The 19494-nt window shown below is 41.6% G+C and carries 6 protein-coding genes, 6 rRNA genes and 1 pseudogene; 10 read left to right on the top strand and 3 right to left on the bottom strand.

Going from position 1 to position 19494, the window contains the following annotated elements; genetic code table 11:
• Nucleotides 1–161 precede the first annotated feature (161 nt).
• A complete protein-coding gene (locus V5E38_RS19760; protein ID WP_499211252.1) occupies nt 162–875 on the top strand; it encodes a class I SAM-dependent methyltransferase in 714 nt (237 codons plus the stop codon).
• 91 nt (nt 876–966) lie between these two features.
• On the opposite strand, the gene V5E38_RS19755 is transcribed toward V5E38_RS19760, so the two are convergent.
• The 3 genes from V5E38_RS19755 to V5E38_RS19745 all read right to left on the bottom strand — a co-directional run bounded on the left by V5E38_RS19755 (nt 967) and on the right by V5E38_RS19745 (nt 2703).
• Complete coding sequence (locus V5E38_RS19755) at nt 967–1416, bottom strand: protein kinase family protein (RefSeq protein WP_499211251.1); 450 nt, start codon at nt 1414–1416, stop codon at nt 967–969.
• A gap of 181 nt (nt 1417–1597) precedes the next feature.
• Nucleotides 1598–1831, bottom strand: a complete 234-nt coding sequence (locus V5E38_RS19750; RefSeq protein WP_499211250.1) for a hypothetical protein — start codon at nt 1829–1831, stop codon at nt 1598–1600.
• 371 nt (nt 1832–2202) lie between these two features.
• The gene (locus V5E38_RS19745) at nt 2203–2703 is read right to left on the bottom strand and encodes a hypothetical protein (RefSeq protein WP_097977965.1); all 501 of its coding nucleotides are present in this window, start codon (nt 2701–2703) and stop codon (nt 2203–2205) included.
• 360 nt (nt 2704–3063) lie between these two features.
• Between V5E38_RS19745 and V5E38_RS19740 the strand changes: the two genes are divergently transcribed.
• From V5E38_RS19740 to V5E38_RS19700, 9 genes and pseudogenes are all read left to right on the top strand, one after another.
• A 16S ribosomal RNA gene (locus V5E38_RS19740) occupies nt 3064–4613 on the top strand.
• 153 nt (nt 4614–4766) lie between these two features.
• A 23S ribosomal RNA gene (locus tag V5E38_RS19735) occupies nt 4767–7704 on the top strand.
• 57 nt (nt 7705–7761) lie between these two features.
• Nucleotides 7762–7877, top strand: a 5S ribosomal RNA gene (rrf, locus tag V5E38_RS19730).
• Between the two features lie 485 nt (nt 7878–8362).
• Nucleotides 8363–8987, top strand: a pseudogene (locus tag V5E38_RS19725) (DUF3885 domain-containing protein).
• A 275-nt stretch (nt 8988–9262) separates the two neighbouring features.
• Nucleotides 9263–10812, top strand: a 16S ribosomal RNA gene (locus tag V5E38_RS19720).
• Nucleotides 10813–10965: 153 nt separating this feature from the next.
• A 23S ribosomal RNA gene (locus tag V5E38_RS19715) occupies nt 10966–13903 on the top strand.
• A gap of 57 nt (nt 13904–13960) precedes the next feature.
• Nucleotides 13961–14076 (top strand): 5S ribosomal RNA (gene rrf, locus V5E38_RS19710).
• Together the 16S, 23S and 5S rRNA genes form the textbook arrangement of a ribosomal RNA operon.
• Before the next feature lie 234 nt (nt 14077–14310).
• A complete protein-coding gene (locus tag V5E38_RS19705) occupies nt 14311–15408 on the top strand; it encodes a PRK06851 family protein (protein ID WP_499211249.1) in 1098 nt (365 codons plus the stop codon).
• A gap of 491 nt (nt 15409–15899) precedes the next feature.
• On the top strand, nt 15900–19418 hold the full coding sequence (locus V5E38_RS19700) for a S8/S53 family peptidase (protein ID WP_499211248.1): 3519 nt from the start codon (nt 15900–15902) through the stop codon (nt 19416–19418).
• Nucleotides 19419–19494: the final 76 nt, after the last annotated feature.

Genomic DNA, 19494 nt, shown 5'->3' with positions numbered 1-19494 from the left:
TTTTCGATCAGCAAATTATTGCACTTTTTATACAAACAAAAACATCAGCCCAAAAGCTGATGTTTTTGAATTTAAGAAAAAATTCAATGTTTTCAAGAATACAAAACAAATTTAAGCTTATATGAATAGACTATACCAAACTACATGATTGGGGTCTTAATATGAGGAAATTTTCTTATATAGATTTAATTGCCACGTTAAATATTGAAGATGCACATCCAGGTGGGTTTGATTTAACAAAAAAAACATTAAGATTTCTTCCGCTGAATTCAGATAGCCAAGTTTTAGAGGTTGGATGCGGTTCGGGTAAAACTGCTAGCTATTTATATGAAACTTATAAATGCCCAATTACAACAATCGATATAAACAGTCGGATGTTGGCAAATGCACGAAAACGATTTAACAAAAAGAAAATTCCAGTTACTCTGCATCAAGCAAGTGCAGAAAACCTGCCTTTTAAAGATAATTCATTTGATATTATTATTTCGGAATCAGTAACAAGCTTCACAAATGTAGATAAATCAATACAAGAATATGTAAGAGTGTTAAAAAAAGGTGGATATTTTCTTGCTATAGAAATGACATCAGAGAGACCACTAACACTAAAAGAAGAAAGCGAAATAAAGGATGTTTATGGCATTTCAAAAGTAAAAACGGTAAGAGAGTGGGAACAAGCATTAATCAAAGGGGGCTTTAGAGATTATAAAATCCTTAAAGGAAATACAGTAATGAATACATCAACAAACTCAACTGATTCACTACCATTTCAAAAGTTGCCACCAGAGGGAATTGAATTACTTCATAGATTTCAAGAAATACTAGTGCGCTATAAAGATGTGTTAGGATACAGAGTATTTCTATGTAGAAAAAGATAGGCATAATAGCTTATCTTTTTTGTTCGAATTAACTCCAGCTTACCGGATTTGGATTAAATCCAAAGTATCAGACTGTTAATAGTTTTAAATTTCACGTGGATTTAACCAAGCTAGTCCAATAATTCCAGGCTACTAAGTATTCGTCCAAATCATTTGGGTGATGTCTTATACATGTTGCTAACCTAAAATATAATCCAACCAATACGTTTTTATATATTATGTGAGAATCATTATTTTGTAAAAATTTCAAATGATTAACTGCAGTAGAAATTGTCTCTTTTGTTAGATTGTCTGGTGAAGAACAAAACGCATATATTAAATCATAAAGTGGATCTCCAAACACTGGAGTAGGATCAATAATGCCGCTTAACATGCCATTATTAAAGATAAAATTATGTATACCACAGTCACCGTGTAATAAAAAAGGTTCTCCTTGAAAAGTGATTAGATCTGAATTGTTTATAATAGAAAAGATAAGTGTATGATCTGGCTTTTCTAAATACGAATCTAAAATTTTAAAAGACTCTGTCATTCTACTCATAAGAAAATCTGACCATGAATTCGATAATTCATCTGCCCATCCCCAACCTGGAGCATTAGGGTAGGATTCATAATTATTTATTAACTGTTTAACAAGTAATATAAGTAATTCATTTTTGTCTTTTTTATCATAGTTTGCGCTACCTGGAATGAATGGATAAACTATGTATTTAAATGTTTTTTCAGCAAATAGTAAATTGGCCTATATCTACTTTATTATAGAAATTAAGAAAATATGCTTCTGATTCTAGTACACGAGGATCATTTAATTTAACTATATATTTACTATCGTTTTTTATATTACTTAGGAGATATATACTGCTTGATGTTCCACCTGTTAGTTGAGTGTATTTAATTTCTTTTTTGTTAATTAAATTCATGTTTGATAAATCATTTATTAATGATTCTATTTGCATAAAATCCTCACCTTCATTATTAATAATGTACTTATTTAAGTATACTCTTATTAATTAACGGTCACCATGAGGATAGATTGGAAAATGCTTATTAATCTCTACTTTATTTATGATTAAAAATGTTTTGGAAAATATAAAGGCATATGTACATAAGAAAAGTATGAATATAATTATAATGACTTGAATGATTTTTTTCATAATGCTTTTATCCTTTAACTAATGAGAGGAAATTATTTTTGTATTAGTAATTAAAAGTATATTGAGGATGTTTCATAACCTTTTCACCCATAAAATAAAAGGGGGTCTCAAAAGTCAGCAATTGACCAAAGAGACAAACCCACAGTAATTGAATATAAGATTATATTGAGCTATTAAAAAAAGAATAATGCAGCTAATGCGACTCCTGCAACAAAACCAAGTGCAATTGAAATACCGAACCCACAGCCGAAGAATCCGCATCTAAATCCATCTCTGTCAAAATCTCTATCGTCTCTTCTTTCGTCTCTTCTATCAAATCTTCTATCAAACCTTCTGTCAAATCTTCTATCGAATCGATCATCAACTCGGTCATCGAATCTATTGTCAAAGCGATTACCGAACATATTATCAAAACGATTTTCATTACGGTTACTTCTATTTGAAAAATTTCTTTCTGAGAAATCTCTATTAGAATGGTTTCTGTTCATATTACTTCTATTGCGATTTGATGATCTATTAGAGTTCTGACGATTTTGATTTACTGGTTCAATAAAAACTCGATCTTCAGTTACTCTAGTAATACGTCCAACGTGCTCGTTTCCTTCTTTATCGAAAATACGTACAACCTGCCCTCTAAAATTATTACATAATTGATGGGCTTCATTACATTGCATAACAATTCCTCCTTTTCTTGTACTAATCTATGGAAGAGGGATAGTTTGTGCTTGTACTTTTACCTAGTTGTACAATTAACTAATTAATTTGTTTGAAATTTACGTAAATTTATTTTTGTTAACTTTTTGTAAAGAAATGCTTGCAATGATTTGGACGAGATGTTATATTTGTTTATGTTGTCACGACAAAATAAGTTCGAACAACGAAAAATATAAAATAAGTTGTTGACAAGTTGTTCAACAAAATGTTATTATATTAAAGTCGCCTCTGAGCGACAAGGTGAACTTTGAAAACTAAACAAAACATGAAGTAAACGTCAATTATTAGTTTTTTGAGCAATACAAGATTTAAACTTAACTTTTATGGAGAGTTTGATCCTGGCTCAGGACGAACGCTGGCGGCGTGCCTAATACATGCAAGTCGAGCGGACTAATGGGAGCTTGCTCCCGTTAGTTAGCGGCGGACGGGTGAGTAACACGTGGGCAACCTACCTGTAAGACTGGGATAACTTCGGGAAACCGGAGCTAATACCGGATGACATAAAGGAACTCCTGTTCCTTTATTGAAAGATGGCCTCGGCTATCACTTACAGATGGGCCCGCGGCGCATTAGCTAGTTGGTGAGGTAACGGCTCACCAAGGCGACGATGCGTAGCCGACCTGAGAGGGTGATCGGCCACACTGGGACTGAGACACGGCCCAGACTCCTACGGGAGGCAGCAGTAGGGAATCTTCCGCAATGGACGAAAGTCTGACGGAGCAACGCCGCGTGAGCGATGAAGGCCTTCGGGTCGTAAAGCTCTGTTGTTAGGGAAGAATAAGTGCTAGTTGAATAAGCTGGCACCTTGACGGTACCTAACCAGAAAGCCACGGCTAACTACGTGCCAGCAGCCGCGGTAATACGTAGGTGGCAAGCGTTGTCCGGAATTATTGGGCGTAAAGCGCGCGCAGGCGGTTTCTTAAGTCTGATGTGAAAGCCCCCGGCTCAACCGGGGAGGGTCATTGGAAACTGGGAAACTTGAGTGCAGAAGAGGAAAGTGGAATTCCAAGTGTAGCGGTGAAATGCGTAGAGATTTGGAGGAACACCAGTGGCGAAGGCGACTTTCTGGTCTGTAACTGACGCTGAGGCGCGAAAGCGTGGGGAGCAAACAGGATTAGATACCCTGGTAGTCCACGCTGTAAACGATGAGTGCTAAGTGTTAGAGGGTTTCCGCCCTTTAGTGCTGAAGTTAACGCATTAAGCACTCCGCCTGGGGAGTACGGTCGCAAGACTGAAACTCAAAGGAATTGACGGGGGCCCGCACAAGTGGTGGAGCATGTGGTTTAATTCGAAGCAACGCGAAGAACCTTACCAGGTCTTGACATCCTCTGACAACCCTAGAGATAGGGCTTTCCCTTCGGGGACAGAGTGACAGGTGGTGCATGGTTGTCGTCAGCTCGTGTCGTGAGATGTTGGGTTAAGTCCCGCAACGAGCGCAACCCTTGATCTTAGTTGCCAGCATTTAGTTGGGCACTCTAAGGTGACTGCCGGTGACAAACCGGAGGAAGGTGGGGATGACGTCAAATCATCATGCCCCTTATGACCTGGGCTACACACGTGCTACAATGGATAGTACAAAGGGTTGCAAGACCGCGAGGTGGAGCTAATCCCATAAAACTATTCTCAGTTCGGATTGTAGGCTGCAACTCGCCTACATGAAGCCGGAATCACTAGTAATCGCGGATCAGCATGCCGCGGTGAATACGTTCCCGGGCCTTGTACACACCGCCCGTCACACCACGAGAGTTTGTAACACCCGAAGTCGGTGGGGTAACCTTTTAGGGGCCAGCCGCCTAAGGTGGGACAGATGATTGGGGTGAAGTCGTAACAAGGTAGCCGTATCGGAAGGTGCGGCTGGATCACCTCCTTTCTATGGAGACATCATGAACCGATGGTTCATGTATGAAAATGTTTCTTCATTGTTTTGTTTAGTTTTGAGAGTTCACTCTCAACTTTGTACCTTGAAAACTAGATAATGTCATTCATTAAACTGCGTAAGTTTAATTCAATTAGTTTTAAAATTAGTTAAGTTAGAAAGGGCGCACGGTGGATGCCTTGGCACTAGGAGTCGATGAAGGACGGGACTAACACCGATATGCTTCGGGGAGCTGTAAGTAAGCTTTGATCCGGAGATTTCCGAATGGGGAAACCCACTACTCGTAATGGAGTAGTATCTTTACCTGAATACATAGGGTACTGAGGACAGACCCAGGGAACTGAAACATCTAAGTACCTGGAGGAATAGAAAGCAATAGCGATTTCCTGAGTAGCGGCGAGCGAAACGGAAGATAGCCCAAACCAAGAGGCTTGCCTCTTGGGGTTGTAGGACACTCTATACGGAGTTACAAAGGAACGGGGTAAATGAAGCGACCTGGAAAGGTCCGTCAAAGAAGGTAAAAACCCTGTAGTTGAAACCTCGTTCCCTCTTGAGTGGATCCTGAGTACGGCGGAACACGTGAAATTCCGTCGGAATCTGGGAGGACCATCTCCCAAGGCTAAATACTACCTAGTGACCGATAGTGAACCAGTACCGTGAGGGAAAGGTGAAAAGCACCCCGGAAGGGGAGTGAAAGAGAACCTGAAACCGTGTGCTTACAAATAGTCAGAGCTCGTTAACGAGTGATGGCGTGCCTTTTGTAGAATGAACCGGCGAGTTACGATCCCGTGCAAGGTTAAGTTGAAGAGACGGAGCCGCAGCGAAAGCGAGTCTGAATAGGGCGATATAGTACGTGGTCGTAGACCCGAAACCGAGTGATCTACCCATGTCCAGGATGAAGTTCAGGTAACACTGAATGGAGGTCCGAACCCACGCACGTTGAAAAGTGCGGGGATGAGGTGTGGGTAGCGGAGAAATTCCAATCGAACTCGGAGATAGCTGGTTCTCCCCGAAATAGCTTTAGGGCTAGCCTTATGTGTTAGAGTCTTGGAGGTAGAGCACTGATTGGACTAGGGGCCCCCAACGGGTTACCGAATTCAGTCAAACTCCGAATGCCAATGACTTATCCATAGGAGTCAGACTACGAGTGATAAGATCCGTGGTCAAGAGGGAAACAGCCCAGACCGCCAGCTAAGGTCCCAAAGTATACGTTAAGTGGAAAAGGATGTGGAGTTGCTTAGACAACCAGGATGTTGGCTTAGAAGCAGCCACCATTTAAAGAGTGCGTAATAGCTCACTGGTCGAGTGACTCTGCGCCGAAAATGTAACGGGGCTAAACGTATCACCGAAGCTGCGGATTGATACCGTATGGTATCAGTGGTAGGGGAGCGTTCTAAGGGCGTTGAAGCTAGATCGTAAGGACTGGTGGAGCGCTTAGAAGTGAGAATGCCGGTATGAGTAGCGAAAGACGGGTGAGAATCCCGTCCACCGTATGCCTAAGGTTTCCTGGGGAAGGCTCGTCCTCCCAGGGTTAGTCAGGACCTAAGCCGAGGCCGACAGGCGTAGGCGATGGACAACAGGTTGATATTCCTGTACCACCTCATTTCCGTTTGAGCAATGGAGGGACGCAGAAAGATAGGGTAAGCGCGCTGCTGGATATGCGCGTCCAAGCAATTAGGCTGATGTGTAGGCAAATCCGCACATCATAAGGCTGAGTTGTGATGGCGAGGGAAATATAGTACCGAAGTTCCTGATTCTACGCTGCCAAGAAAAGCTTCTAGCGAGGAAATAGGTGCCTGTACCGCAAACCGACACAGGTAGGCGAGGAGAGAATCCTAAGGTGAGCGAGAGAACTATGGTTAAGGAACTCGGCAAAATGACCCCGTAACTTCGGGAGAAGGGGTGCTCTTTTGGGTGTATGCCCGGGAGAGCCGCAGTGAAAAGGCCCAAGCGACTGTTTAGCAAAAACACAGGTCTCTGCGAAGCCGCAAGGCGAAGTATAGGGGCTGACGCCTGCCCGGTGCTGGAAGGTTAAGAGGAGGGGTTATCCCTTACGGGAGAAGCTCTGAATTGAAGCCCCAGTAAACGGCGGCCGTAACTATAACGGTCCTAAGGTAGCGAAATTCCTTGTCGGGTAAGTTCCGACCCGCACGAAAGGCGTAACGATTTGGGCACTGTCTCAACCATAGACTCGGTGAAATTATAGTACCTGTGAAGATGCAGGTTACCCGCGACAGGACGGAAAGACCCCGTGGAGCTTTACTGCAGCTTGATATTGAATTTTGGTACAGCTTGTACAGGATAGGTAGGAGCCTGAGAAGCCGGAGCGCTAGCTTCGGTGGAGGCGTCGGTGGGATACTACCCTGGCTGTATTGAAATTCTAACCTAGAGCCGTGATCCGGCTCGGAGACAGTGTCAGGTGGGCAGTTTGACTGGGGCGGTCGCCTCCTAAAGAGTAACGGAGGCGCCCAAAGGTTCCCTCAGAATGGTTGGAAATCATTCGAAGAGTGTAAAGGCATAAGGGAGCTTGACTGCGAGACCTACAAGTCGAGCAGGGACGAAAGTCGGGCTTAGTGATCCGGTGGTTCCGCATGGAAGGGCCATCGCTCAACGGATAAAAGCTACCCCGGGGATAACAGGCTTATCTCCCCCAAGAGTCCACATCGACGGGGAGGTTTGGCACCTCGATGTCGGCTCATCGCATCCTGGGGCTGTAGTCGGTCCCAAGGGTTGGGCTGTTCGCCCATTAAAGCGGTACGCGAGCTGGGTTCAGAACGTCGTGAGACAGTTCGGTCCCTATCCGTCGTGGGCGCAGGAAATTTGAGAGGAGCTGTCCTTAGTACGAGAGGACCGGGATGGACACACCGCTGGTGTACCAGTTGTTCTGCCAAGAGCATGGCTGGGTAGCTATGTGTGGAAGGGATAAGTGCTGAAAGCATCTAAGCATGAAGCCCCCCTCAAGATGAGATTTCCCATAGCGTTAAGCTAGTAAGACCCCTGAGAGACGATCAGGTTGATAGGTCAGAGGTGGAAGCGTGGTGACACGTGGAGCTGACTGATACTAATCGGTCGAGGACTTAACTAACAAGTTTGATAATGACATTATCTAGTTTTGAGGGTACGAAGTACAACTCAATACAAATCAGGTGATTATGGCAAAGAGGTCACACCCGTTCCCATACCGAACACGGCAGTTAAGCTCTTTTGCGTCGATGGTAGTTGGGGGTTTCCCCCTGTGAGAGTAGAACGTCGCCTGGTAACAAGAAACATCAGCATAATAGCTGATGTTTTTTTGTGTTGGAAAATGAAAACGATAGACTTACTTAAAATTTTACTTAGTAAATAGAAATTAATTCCAGGAGTGATCGAAAGTCAACTGACACGGTTAAGTTTTTGTTGTAGGATACGCTAAAGAAAACGGAAAATAGCATCATCACTTTCTATCTGACGAAAAGAAAGTGTAATAAAAAGTTTGGATCATATTCAAAATGGAAATTGTCTACATTATCGAATGAAATAATGTTATAGGCTGCATAAGAAAGTAGCTACAAAGTATCTTATTAATTACTTAGTTTGTTCAGTTTGTTGATAGTCTGAGTAACGAAAGTACAAAACACGACATTAAAGAGTGATTGCTCACATCATTTGTATTTGAAATGACAGTTACTTATGATTGTTGAGTTTGTCCAGACTCAATATTGAGTCTATGTTTATTTGATTTATAGATTTTATGAGGTGTTTGACTGATACTTAACAACTTCTTGAAAGAAGTATTTCCTAATTTAGAACTTAGACCACCTTTGTTTTACAATTGGGATATTGGGATACGATTTGAACTTGGGGTAGAGTGGGAAAGGGGTTATGATTATCCTGATAACCCATATATATTGGCATGTTATAAAAGGGCAATCACTTTATTTGAAGCGATACACTCATCAATAGAAGATATATTTGTCGTAATGGATGTAAATGATTTTGAAAGAGGTAAACAAATTAAACGTAAATTAGTGAACTTTCTACCATAAAGCATCAAACGAAGCCATATGTTTTTCCTGAAGTTGACGAAGAAGGAACATATAAAACGCATAGATTTAGTTTAAAAAGTAATACGAATGAATTCAAATACCATTCTTTGTTAAAAGCAATATGCAACCATGATTTTAGTCCGAGGGTTTTTCATAGAGTATATTTTATCAATATTAACAAGAAAACGATCTTTCACATTTACGATGACAGAGGGTATGATTTATTGGCAACTTTACCCGACACAATAAGAGATATATATGATATTTAAATGAATGGATTTTGGATTATAACAAACCTAATATTAGTGTTTCCTCACTAAAATTAACAGAGCAATATATATAGAAAGTTTCAAAAAAAGAGCGTATAAAACTTTTATTAATTTTTTGTAAAGAAATGCTTGCAATCATTTGGACGAGATGGTATATTTGTTTATGTTGTCACGACAAAACAAGTTCGAACAACGAAAAATATAAAATAAGTTGTTGACAAGTTGTTCAACAAAATGTTATTATATTAAAGTCGCCTCTGAGCGACAAGGTGAACTTTGAAAACTAAACAAAACATGAAGTAAACGTCAATTATTAGTTTTTTGAGCAATACAAGATTTAAACTTAACTTTTATGGAGAGTTTGATCCTGGCTCAGGACGAACGCTGGCGGCGTGCCTAATACATGCAAGTCGAGCGGACTAATGGGAGCTTGCTCCCGTTAGTTAGCGGCGGACGGGTGAGTAACACGTGGGCAACCTACCTGTAAGACTGGGATAACTTCGGGAAACCGGAGCTAATACCGGATGATATAAAGGAACTCCTGTTCCTTTATTGAAAGATGGCTTCGGCTATCACTTACAGATGGGCCCGCGGCGCATTAGCTAGTTGGTGAGGTAACGGCTCACCAAGGCGACGATGCGTAGCCGACCTGAGAGGGTGATCGGCCACACTGGGACTGAGACACGGCCCAGACTCCTACGGGAGGCAGCAGTAGGGAATCTTCCGCAATGGACGAAAGTCTGACGGAGCAACGCCGCGTGAGCGATGAAGGCCTTCGGGTCGTAAAGCTCTGTTGTTAGGGAAGAATAAGTGCTAGTTGAATAAGCTGGCACCTTGACGGTACCTAACCAGAAAGCCACGGCTAACTACGTGCCAGCAGCCGCGGTAATACGTAGGTGGCAAGCGTTGTCCGGAATTATTGGGCGTAAAGCGCGCGCAGGCGGTTTCTTAAGTCTGATGTGAAAGCCCCCGGCTCAACCGGGGAGGGTCATTGGAAACTGGGAAACTTGAGTGCAGAAGAGGAAAGTGGAATTCCAAGTGTAGCGGTGAAATGCGTAGAGATTTGGAGGAACACCAGTGGCGAAGGCGACTTTCTGGTCTGTAACTGACGCTGAGGCGCGAAAGCGTGGGGAGCAAACAGGATTAGATACCCTGGTAGTCCACGCTGTAAACGATGAGTGCTAAGTGTTAGAGGGTTTCCGCCCTTTAGTGCTGAAGTTAACGCATTAAGCACTCCGCCTGGGGAGTACGGTCGCAAGACTGAAACTCAAAGGAATTGACGGGGGCCCGCACAAGTGGTGGAGCATGTGGTTTAATTCGAAGCAACGCGAAGAACCTTACCAGGTCTTGACATCCTCTGACAACCCTAGAGATAGGGCTTTCCCTTCGGGGACAGAGTGACAGGTGGTGCATGGTTGTCGTCAGCTCGTGTCGTGAGATGTTGGGTTAAGTCCCGCAACGAGCGCAACCCTTGATCTTAGTTGCCAGCATTTAGTTGGGCACTCTAAGGTGACTGCCGGTGACAAACCGGAGGAAGGTGGGGATGACGTCAAATCATCATGCCCCTTATGACCTGGGCTACACACGTGCTACAATGGATAGTACAAAGGGTTGCAAGACCGCGAGGTGGAGCTAATCCCATAAAACTATTCTCAGTTCGGATTGTAGGCTGCAACTCGCCTACATGAAGCCGGAATCACTAGTAATCGCGGATCAGCATGCCGCGGTGAATACGTTCCCGGGCCTTGTACACACCGCCCGTCACACCACGAGAGTTTGTAACACCCGAAGTCGGTGGGGTAACCTTTTAGGGGCCAGCCGCCTAAGGTGGGACAGATGATTGGGGTGAAGTCGTAACAAGGTAGCCGTATCGGAAGGTGCGGCTGGATCACCTCCTTTCTATGGAGACATCATGAACCGATGGTTCATGTATGAAAATGTTTCTTCATTGTTTTGTTTAGTTTTGAGAGTTCACTCTCAACTTTGTACCTTGAAAACTAGATAATGTCATTCATTAAACTGCGTAAGTTTAATTCAATTAGTTTTAAAATTAGTTAAGTTAGAAAGGGCGCACGGTGGATGCCTTGGCACTAGGAGTCGATGAAGGACGGGACTAACACCGATATGCTTCGGGGAGCTGTAAGTAAGCTTTGATCCGGAGATTTCCGAATGGGGAAACCCACTACTCGTAATGGAGTAGTATCTTTACCTGAATACATAGGGTACTGAGGACAGACCCAGGGAACTGAAACATCTAAGTACCTGGAGGAATAGAAAGCAATAGCGATTTCCTGAGTAGCGGCGAGCGAAACGGAAGATAGCCCAAACCAAGAGGCTTGCCTCTTGGGGTTGTAGGACACTCTATACGGAGTTACAAAGGAACGGGGTAAATGAAGCGACCTGGAAAGGTCCGTCAAAGAAGGTAAAAACCCTGTAGTTGAAACCTCGTTCCCTCTTGAGTGGATCCTGAGTACGGCGGAACACGTGAAATTCCGTCGGAATCTGGGAGGACCATCTCCCAAGGCTAAATACTACCTAGTGACCGATAGTGAACCAGTACCGTGAGGGAAAGGTGAAAAGCACCCCGGAAGGGGAGTGAAAGAGAACCTGAAACCGTGTGCTTACAAATAGTCAGAGCTCGTTAACGAGTGATGGCGTGCCTTTTGTAGAATGAACCGGCGAGTTACGATCCCGTGCAAGGTTAAGTTGAAGAGACGGAGCCGCAGCGAAAGCGAGTCTGAATAGGGCGATATAGTACGTGGTCGTAGACCCGAAACCGAGTGATCTACCCATGTCCAGGATGAAGTTCAGGTAACACTGAATGGAGGTCCGAACCCACGCACGTTGAAAAGTGCGGGGATGAGGTGTGGGTAGCGGAGAAATTCCAATCGAACTCGGAGATAGCTGGTTCTCCCCGAAATAGCTTTAGGGCTAGCCTTATGTGTTAGAGTCTTGGAGGTAGAGCACTGATTGGACTAGGGGCCCCCAACGGGTTACCGAATTCAGTCAAACTCCGAATGCCAATGACTTATCCATAGGAGTCAGACTACGAGTGATAAGATCCGTGGTCAAGAGGGAAACAGCCCAGACCGCCAGCTAAGGTCCCAAAGTATACGTTAAGTGGAAAAGGATGTGGAGTTGCTTAGACAACCAGGATGTTGGCTTAGAAGCAGCCACCATTTAAAGAGTGCGTAATAGCTCACTGGTCGAGTGACTCTGCGCCGAAAATGTAACGGGGCTAAACGTATCACCGAAGCTGCGGATTGATACCGTATGGTATCAGTGGTAGGGGAGCGTTCTAAGGGCGTTGAAGCTAGATCGTAAGGACTGGTGGAGCGCTTAGAAGTGAGAATGCCGGTATGAGTAGCGAAAGACGGGTGAGAATCCCGTCCACCGTATGCCTAAGGTTTCCTGGGGAAGGCTCGTCCTCCCAGGGTTAGTCAGGACCTAAGCCGAGGCCGACAGGCGTAGGCGATGGACAACAGGTTGATATTCCTGTACCACCTCATTTCCGTTTGAGCAATGGAGGGACGCAGAAAGATAGGGTAAGCGCGCTGCTGGATATGCGCGTCCAAGCAATTAGGCTGATGTGTAGGCAAATCCGCACATCATAAGGCTGAGTTGTGATGGCGAGGGAAATATAGTACCGAAGTTCCTGATTCTACGCTGCCAAGAAAAGCTTCTAGCGAGGAAATAGGTGCCTGTACCGCAAACCGACACAGGTAGGCGAGGAGAGAATCCTAAGGTGAGCGAGAGAACTATGGTTAAGGAACTCGGCAAAATGACCCCGTAACTTCGGGAGAAGGGGTGCTCTTTTGGGTGTATGCCCGGGAGAGCCGCAGTGAAAAGGCCCAAGCGACTGTTTAGCAAAAACACAGGTCTCTGCGAAGCCGCAAGGCGAAGTATAGGGGCTGACGCCTGCCCGGTGCTGGAAGGTTAAGAGGAGGGGTTATCCCTTACGGGAGAAGCTCTGAATTGAAGCCCCAGTAAACGGCGGCCGTAACTATAACGGTCCTAAGGTAGCGAAATTCCTTGTCGGGTAAGTTCCGACCCGCACGAAAGGCGTAACGATTTGGGCACTGTCTCAACCATAGACTCGGTGAAATTATAGTACCTGTGAAGATGCAGGTTACCCGCGACAGGACGGAAAGACCCCGTGGAGCTTTACTGCAGCTTGATATTGAATTTTGGTACAGCTTGTACAGGATAGGTAGGAGCCTGAGAAGCCGGAGCGCTAGCTTCGGTGGAGGCGTCGGTGGGATACTACCCTGGCTGTATTGAAATTCTAACCTAGAGCCGTGATCCGGCTCGGAGACAGTGTCAGGTGGGCAGTTTGACTGGGGCGGTCGCCTCCTAAAGAGTAACGGAGGCGCCCAAAGGTTCCCTCAGAATGGTTGGAAATCATTCGAAGAGTGTAAAGGCATAAGGGAGCTTGACTGCGAGACCTACAAGTCGAGCAGGGACGAAAGTCGGGCTTAGTGATCCGGTGGTTCCGCATGGAAGGGCCATCGCTCAACGGATAAAAGCTACCCCGGGGATAACAGGCTTATCTCCCCCAAGAGTCCACATCGACGGGGAGGTTTGGCACCTCGATGTCGGCTCATCGCATCCTGGGGCTGTAGTCGGTCCCAAGGGTTGGGCTGTTCGCCCATTAAAGCGGTACGCGAGCTGGGTTCAGAACGTCGTGAGACAGTTCGGTCCCTATCCGTCGTGGGCGCAGGAAATTTGAGAGGAGCTGTCCTTAGTACGAGAGGACCGGGATGGACACACCGCTGGTGTACCAGTTGTTCTGCCAAGAGCATGGCTGGGTAGCTATGTGTGGAAGGGATAAGTGCTGAAAGCATCTAAGCATGAAGCCCCCCTCAAGATGAGATTTCCCATAGCGTTAAGCTAGTAAGACCCCTGAGAGACGATCAGGTTGATAGGTCAGAGGTGGAAGCGTGGTGACACGTGGAGCTGACTGATACTAATCGGTCGAGGACTTAACTAACAAGTTTGATAATGACATTATCTAGTTTTGAAGGTACGAAGTACAACTCAATACAAATCAGGTGATTATGGCAAAGAGGTCACACCCGTTCCCATACCGAACACGGCAGTTAAGCTCTTTTGCGTCGATGGTAGTTGGGGGTTTCCCCCTGTGAGAGTAGAACGTCGCCTGGTAAACAAAAACATCAGCTATTTGGCTGATGTTTTTTATGTTCAAATTTGGAAATGTTAGTTCTTATCATGACATTATATATAAAATGAAAATATCCGAAATCTAAAAGACAAACTTAAGAATCACCAACAACTTTGGATAAACATTAAAATTAATAAAGTAAACAATAATATTAATACTGGGCAAACACCCTTAATAATAAATCTACATAACTTAGATTGAATGGAGGGAAAAAGATGAGAGGAAAAATACTCAATTATTATGCAGGTGGTAATACTGCAAAAGGGTTTTATAATCTCTATGACTCAGCTTTAGAGGATTTAGATAAACTATTCATTCTAAAAGGTGGTCCAGGTACTGGGAAATCAACATTAATGAAAACAATTGGAGAACTAATTGTAAATAAGGGAATCGATATTGAATATTTACATTGTTCTTCAGATACAAATTCAGTTGATGGCTTAATTATCCCGAAATTTCAAATTGGTATAGTAGACGGAACGGCACCACATGTAATTGAACCGAAAGCTCCAGGAGTTATTGAGGAATATGTGAATTTAGGTATTGCTTGGGATTCTAAGAAATTATCCGTACACAAGGAAGCAATACTATCACTAAATGATGAGATTTCTAAAAAGTTTCAAACAGCTTATGATACATTTGCTGCTTCGTTAAAGGCTCATGATGAAATTGAAACAGTTTATATTTCCAATATGGACTTTGTAGAGGCAAATAAACTGACTAACGAATTGATAGCGCTTTTTTATGGTAGTGACAGCAATACTGAAAAAGTCTCCAAAGTAAAACATAGATTTTTAGGTGCAGCAACTCCAAGTGGCGCGGTTGATTATATTCAAAATTTAACAGAAGATATTGAAAAGCGATATTTTATTAAAGGTAGAGCTGGTTCCGGTAAATCAACAATGTTAAAGAAAATAGCAGCTGCAGGGGAAGAACGAGGATTTGATGTAGAGATTTATCATTGTGGATTTGATCCAAACAGTCTGGATATGGTAATTATTCCGGAAAAAGGCATTGCGATCTTTGACAGTACAGCACCACATGAATATTTTCCTGATCGTGAAAATGACGAGATTATTGATATGTACGAAAGATGTATTACGCCAGGAACAGATGAGAAATACGCAACAGAAATCGAAAGAACAACAAATTCATATAAAGATAAAATGAAAGAAGCAATATCTTATTTGGCAGAAGCTAAGGTGCTTAGAGATGAACTAGAAGCTATTTATATTGGAGCTATGGATTTTGCAAAAGTTGATAAAATTCAGTCTGAATTAATAGAAGAAATTGAAAGCATTATAAAGAATTAGCATTATCTAATCTAATTTGAGAAAGGTGTAACCACATTGTTACACCTTTTTCTTATTTCTGAAGATGAGAATGATTAGTACTTTTTAATCATTTTTCTACGACATTCGAGAAGATACACGAAATAAATTTGAATTTTCTTTATATTTTCACAAATATCGATTCTAAACCTTTGATTAAACAAAAGAAATTCGACGCTTTTATATATTTTTCGTCTTATTATTTTTAATTATTGCGATTAAGAATACCAATAAAATATTTTAATGTAATTATTTGTAGAAAAAAGGTACTTAATTTCATATGAATTTCCCCCAATTTACTTCGTTATATGTTGAATGTACATTTAAATAGTATTTATTTACTTACATATGGTAAGGGCTTAAGTTTAACCGCATTAATCATTCTATATTTATTAAACTACTAACCTCTTAATCATTGTATTAAAGCAAATATATAATTGAAATATTACATCCATAAAAAGGAGAGGGATTTCATGAAACTTCGTAAAATTTTACCGTTTAAAGTAATGTCCACAGTGGCGATCTCATCTTTGATTTTCTCATCTTATACAGCTCTTGCTGAAAATAATGATACAACAACTCAAGCAATCGAGGATCAAGTACCACAATTACTAGACCAAAGTCAAAAAGGTAAAGAGGACTTATATAAAGATACTCAAAAGGAAGAGTCTGAGAAAACATATAAACCTACCGATAAAGTTCGTTTTATAGTAGAAATTGAACAGCCATCAATTTCTGACTCTTCTACGTCAAACGAAAAATCTTTATACAAAGAAAAACAGGACAAAGTAATCGAAGAAATCACAAAGAATAATAAAGCTAAATCAAATTCCCCTAAATTAAAACAACGTTTCTTTGAAGGGTTCAATGGATTCAGTGTTGAGACAGAATATCAAAATCTAAATGAAATAAAGTCTATTCCTGGTGTACTTAACGTAAATGTTGCGAGAACTTTCCATGAAACGATGGCAGCGAGTAAAGAGTTAGTACAAGCACAAAAGGTTTGGAATCAATATGGTTATCAAGGAGAAGGGTTACTTGTAGCAGTCGTTGACTCAGGTATTGACTATACTCATAAGGACATGACGCTTACTGATAAGGGGAAACAAAAAGAAAAGTTAACCCCAAATGGTATTAAAAGTAAATTAGACGCTACAGCTGTAAATGATGTGTGGTATACAGATAAAGTTCCAACAGGTTATGACTGGGCTGATCATGATACAGATGTTATTCCTCGTGGTGATGGAAGTCCACACGGTACACACGTTTCAGGGACTATTGGTGCAAATGGTGATGAAGCAAATAGTGGCGTTCAAGGAATTGCTCCTGGAACGCAATTATTAGCTGAAAAAGTATTCTCCGATGTAGGTGGAGGTGCTTATGAGGATGACTTAATCGCAGGTATAGAACATGCAGTGACAATGGGTGCTGATGTTATTAATATGAGTTTAGGGGTTGATGCAGGGTTTGTAGGAGAAGACTTTGACCCAGTTCAAAAAGCAATTCGTCACGCAACAGAACAAGGAACTTTAGTTGTAGTTGCTGCTGGGAACTCAGCTTACAGTACAAAAACTAGTTTATTATTGGATTCGGCTGCACAGCCATATGCTGATAATCCTGATATCGGTACAGTAGGTGCACCTGGAGTAAGTCCGTTTGCATTATCAGTTGCTTCATATGAAAATACGAAATTGCACTTAAATACTTTATCGGACGCTAATGGTTTTAAACTTCCTTTCCAAGATCAAACTCAATATGCACCAACAAAAAACTTTAAACTTTCTAGAAATTTAACACCTGGTCAAGAGTATGAAATGGTATATGTAGGAGAAGGTTCAAAACTTACTGATTTTACTAATAAGAACGTAGAAGGAAAAATCGTTGTAGCAAAAATGAATAATCAATATACCTCATATTCGTTTGTTCAATTTAATGCGGCTAAATATAAAGCGAAAGCTGTTATTGTCATCCCACCTTCTGTCTTGGGTGATTATCCTACACTTAGGTTCTCTGATACTTCAATTCCAGCTGCTACAACAGGAAAAGCGGTTGGACAAGAATTATTAAATAAGTTGGCTAATAATCAAGTTGTAAAAATGAAATTAGCTGGAGATACTTGGATCGATAATCCGATGAAAAATACGATGTCTTATTTTTCATCATACGGCGCGCCAAGCATTTTAGATTTTAAACCAGAAATTTCTGGTCCTGGTGGAAATATCTATTCTACAGTACCCGGAAATGATTATGAAGTAATGAGCGGTACATCAATGGCGACTCCTCACGTTGCAGGTGGTTCAGCGTTAGTATTACAGTCACTTTATGAAAAAGGATTACAACATTCAGAAGATACAGCTTTAAAAGCAAAAATTGCTTTAATGAACACATCAAAAATTGTAATGGATCCAAAAACAAATGGTGAAGTTCCATACTCTCCACGTGTTCAAGGCTCTGGTTTAATGCAAATTCAAAATGCAATTAATACACCAGTCATTGTTACAAGCAGAAACACCCCGCTAGAACAAGCTGGAGCAGTAGCTTTAAAAGAAATTGGTCAAAATACTAGCTTTAAATTAAACGTTGATGCATTTGATGCACAAAAGGGTAAAAATAATAGTGCTGATATTGAATACAATGTTTACGTAGATTTATTAAAAGATAAAACAGAAACAAAGCAATTTGATTTAGACAGTGATGGGAAACTTGATTCAAAGGATTATTTAACATTAACAAGTGAACGTATCGATGGTGCATCAATCACTGTAAATGATAATAAAGTTACTGATAAAAATGGCTCATTACTCAAGATAAAACCAGGTCAGACAAAAATGCTGACAATTAATGTGAATTTACCAGATTCATTAAAGAAAAATAGTTTTGTTGAAGGTTTTGTACGTTTAGTTCCCGTAGCCAAAGACCAAGATAAAGCTGTACCAATTTCTGTTCCTTATATGGGCTTCTATGGACAATGGGATGAGCCAAGAAATATTGATCCACCAGCATGGGAAAAAGATGCATTTTTAGGTTACACTGCACTTTGGGATGGAACATCAGAACGTTATCCAAAAGGATATAATTCTGCAACAGGTACGTTTGATCTTAATAAAATTGCTATTTCACCAAACTACCATGTAGGCGGAATCTATTCTTCATTTACAGCTTTAAGAAATTTAGCAAAAACGGAAATGTATATCGAAAATCAATCAGGAAGCATGGTTAAGTATTTAGGCGATTTTAGTGAATTTAATGGAACTCCATATAAATTTAGAAAAAATGTCATGTCATTTGGAGATACTAGCTACAATGAACTTTACGCTTGGAATATGACAGATGAAAATGGACAGATTGTTCCTGACGGAGTTTACAATTATGTGATTCGTACAACTTTAGACTATCCAGGGGCAAAACCTCAAGAAGTAAAAATGCCGGTAAAAGTAGATTCGATTCTACCTAAAGTTACAGATATTAAGGTTACACCAAAAGATGGTGGTAAATATGAAATTTCTTGGAAAGGTACTGATGATGAGTCTGGATATGCTGCTTCAGTAGTATGGGTTAACGGAAATATGTATTCACCAGGAGCAGCGCAAACATTACTAGTAAATATTGAACCAAAGAGTATTGTAATTGGTGGAGCTGACAACGCATTTAATCACTCTTATACTACTTGGGGAGATCAAAGTACAAAATATATGAGTGAATGGATGGTTCTTTCAAATGGTAGCGTTTATCCTACTACAAACATAAGTAAGAGTAGAGTTGCTGCAATCAATTTCTTTGCTCAAAACAGAGTAGACTGGAAGTTTAACGTGAAAGATGCAAATGGAAATATTGTCGATTCATTTGAATATAAAAATGAAAAAGAAATTCATACAAAATGGTTCCCAAAAGCAGATCTACCAAACGGCACATATTATATCTCTGCTGAGGTAGTAACAAAAGATGGTTTTAAAGTAACATCCACTCCGACTAAAGTAACGGTTGTTCAATAAAAGTCAATAATTGAAAAAGCTATCTTTCCCAATTATTATAGGGATAGATAGTTTTTTTGTTTTTCATTGATTAGTC

This window comes from Rossellomorea sp. GAMAL-10_SWC, from assembly GCF_049568075.1.
Taxonomy (GTDB): Bacteria; Bacillota; Bacilli; order Bacillales; family Bacillaceae_G; genus Gottfriedia.
The sequence above is the reverse complement of the archived record's forward strand: the minus strand, read 5'-3'. Positions and strand labels throughout refer to the sequence as shown.

Coding starts and splice junctions, on each gene's coding strand:
- V5E38_RS19760 (WP_499211252.1), top strand. CDS start 162: ATGAGGAAATTTTCTTATATAGATTTAATTGCCACGTTAAATATTGAA.
- V5E38_RS19755 (WP_499211251.1), bottom strand. CDS start 1,416: ATGAGTAGAATGACAGAGTCTTTTAAAATTTTAGATTCGTATTTAGAA.
- V5E38_RS19750 (WP_499211250.1), bottom strand. CDS start 1,831: ATGCAAATAGAATCATTAATAAATGATTTATCAAACATGAATTTAATT.
- V5E38_RS19745 (WP_097977965.1), bottom strand. CDS start 2,703: ATGCAATGTAATGAAGCCCATCAATTATGTAATAATTTTAGAGGGCAG.
- V5E38_RS19705 (WP_499211249.1), top strand. CDS start 14,311: ATGAGAGGAAAAATACTCAATTATTATGCAGGTGGTAATACTGCAAAA.
- V5E38_RS19700 (WP_499211248.1), top strand. CDS start 15,900: ATGAAACTTCGTAAAATTTTACCGTTTAAAGTAATGTCCACAGTGGCG.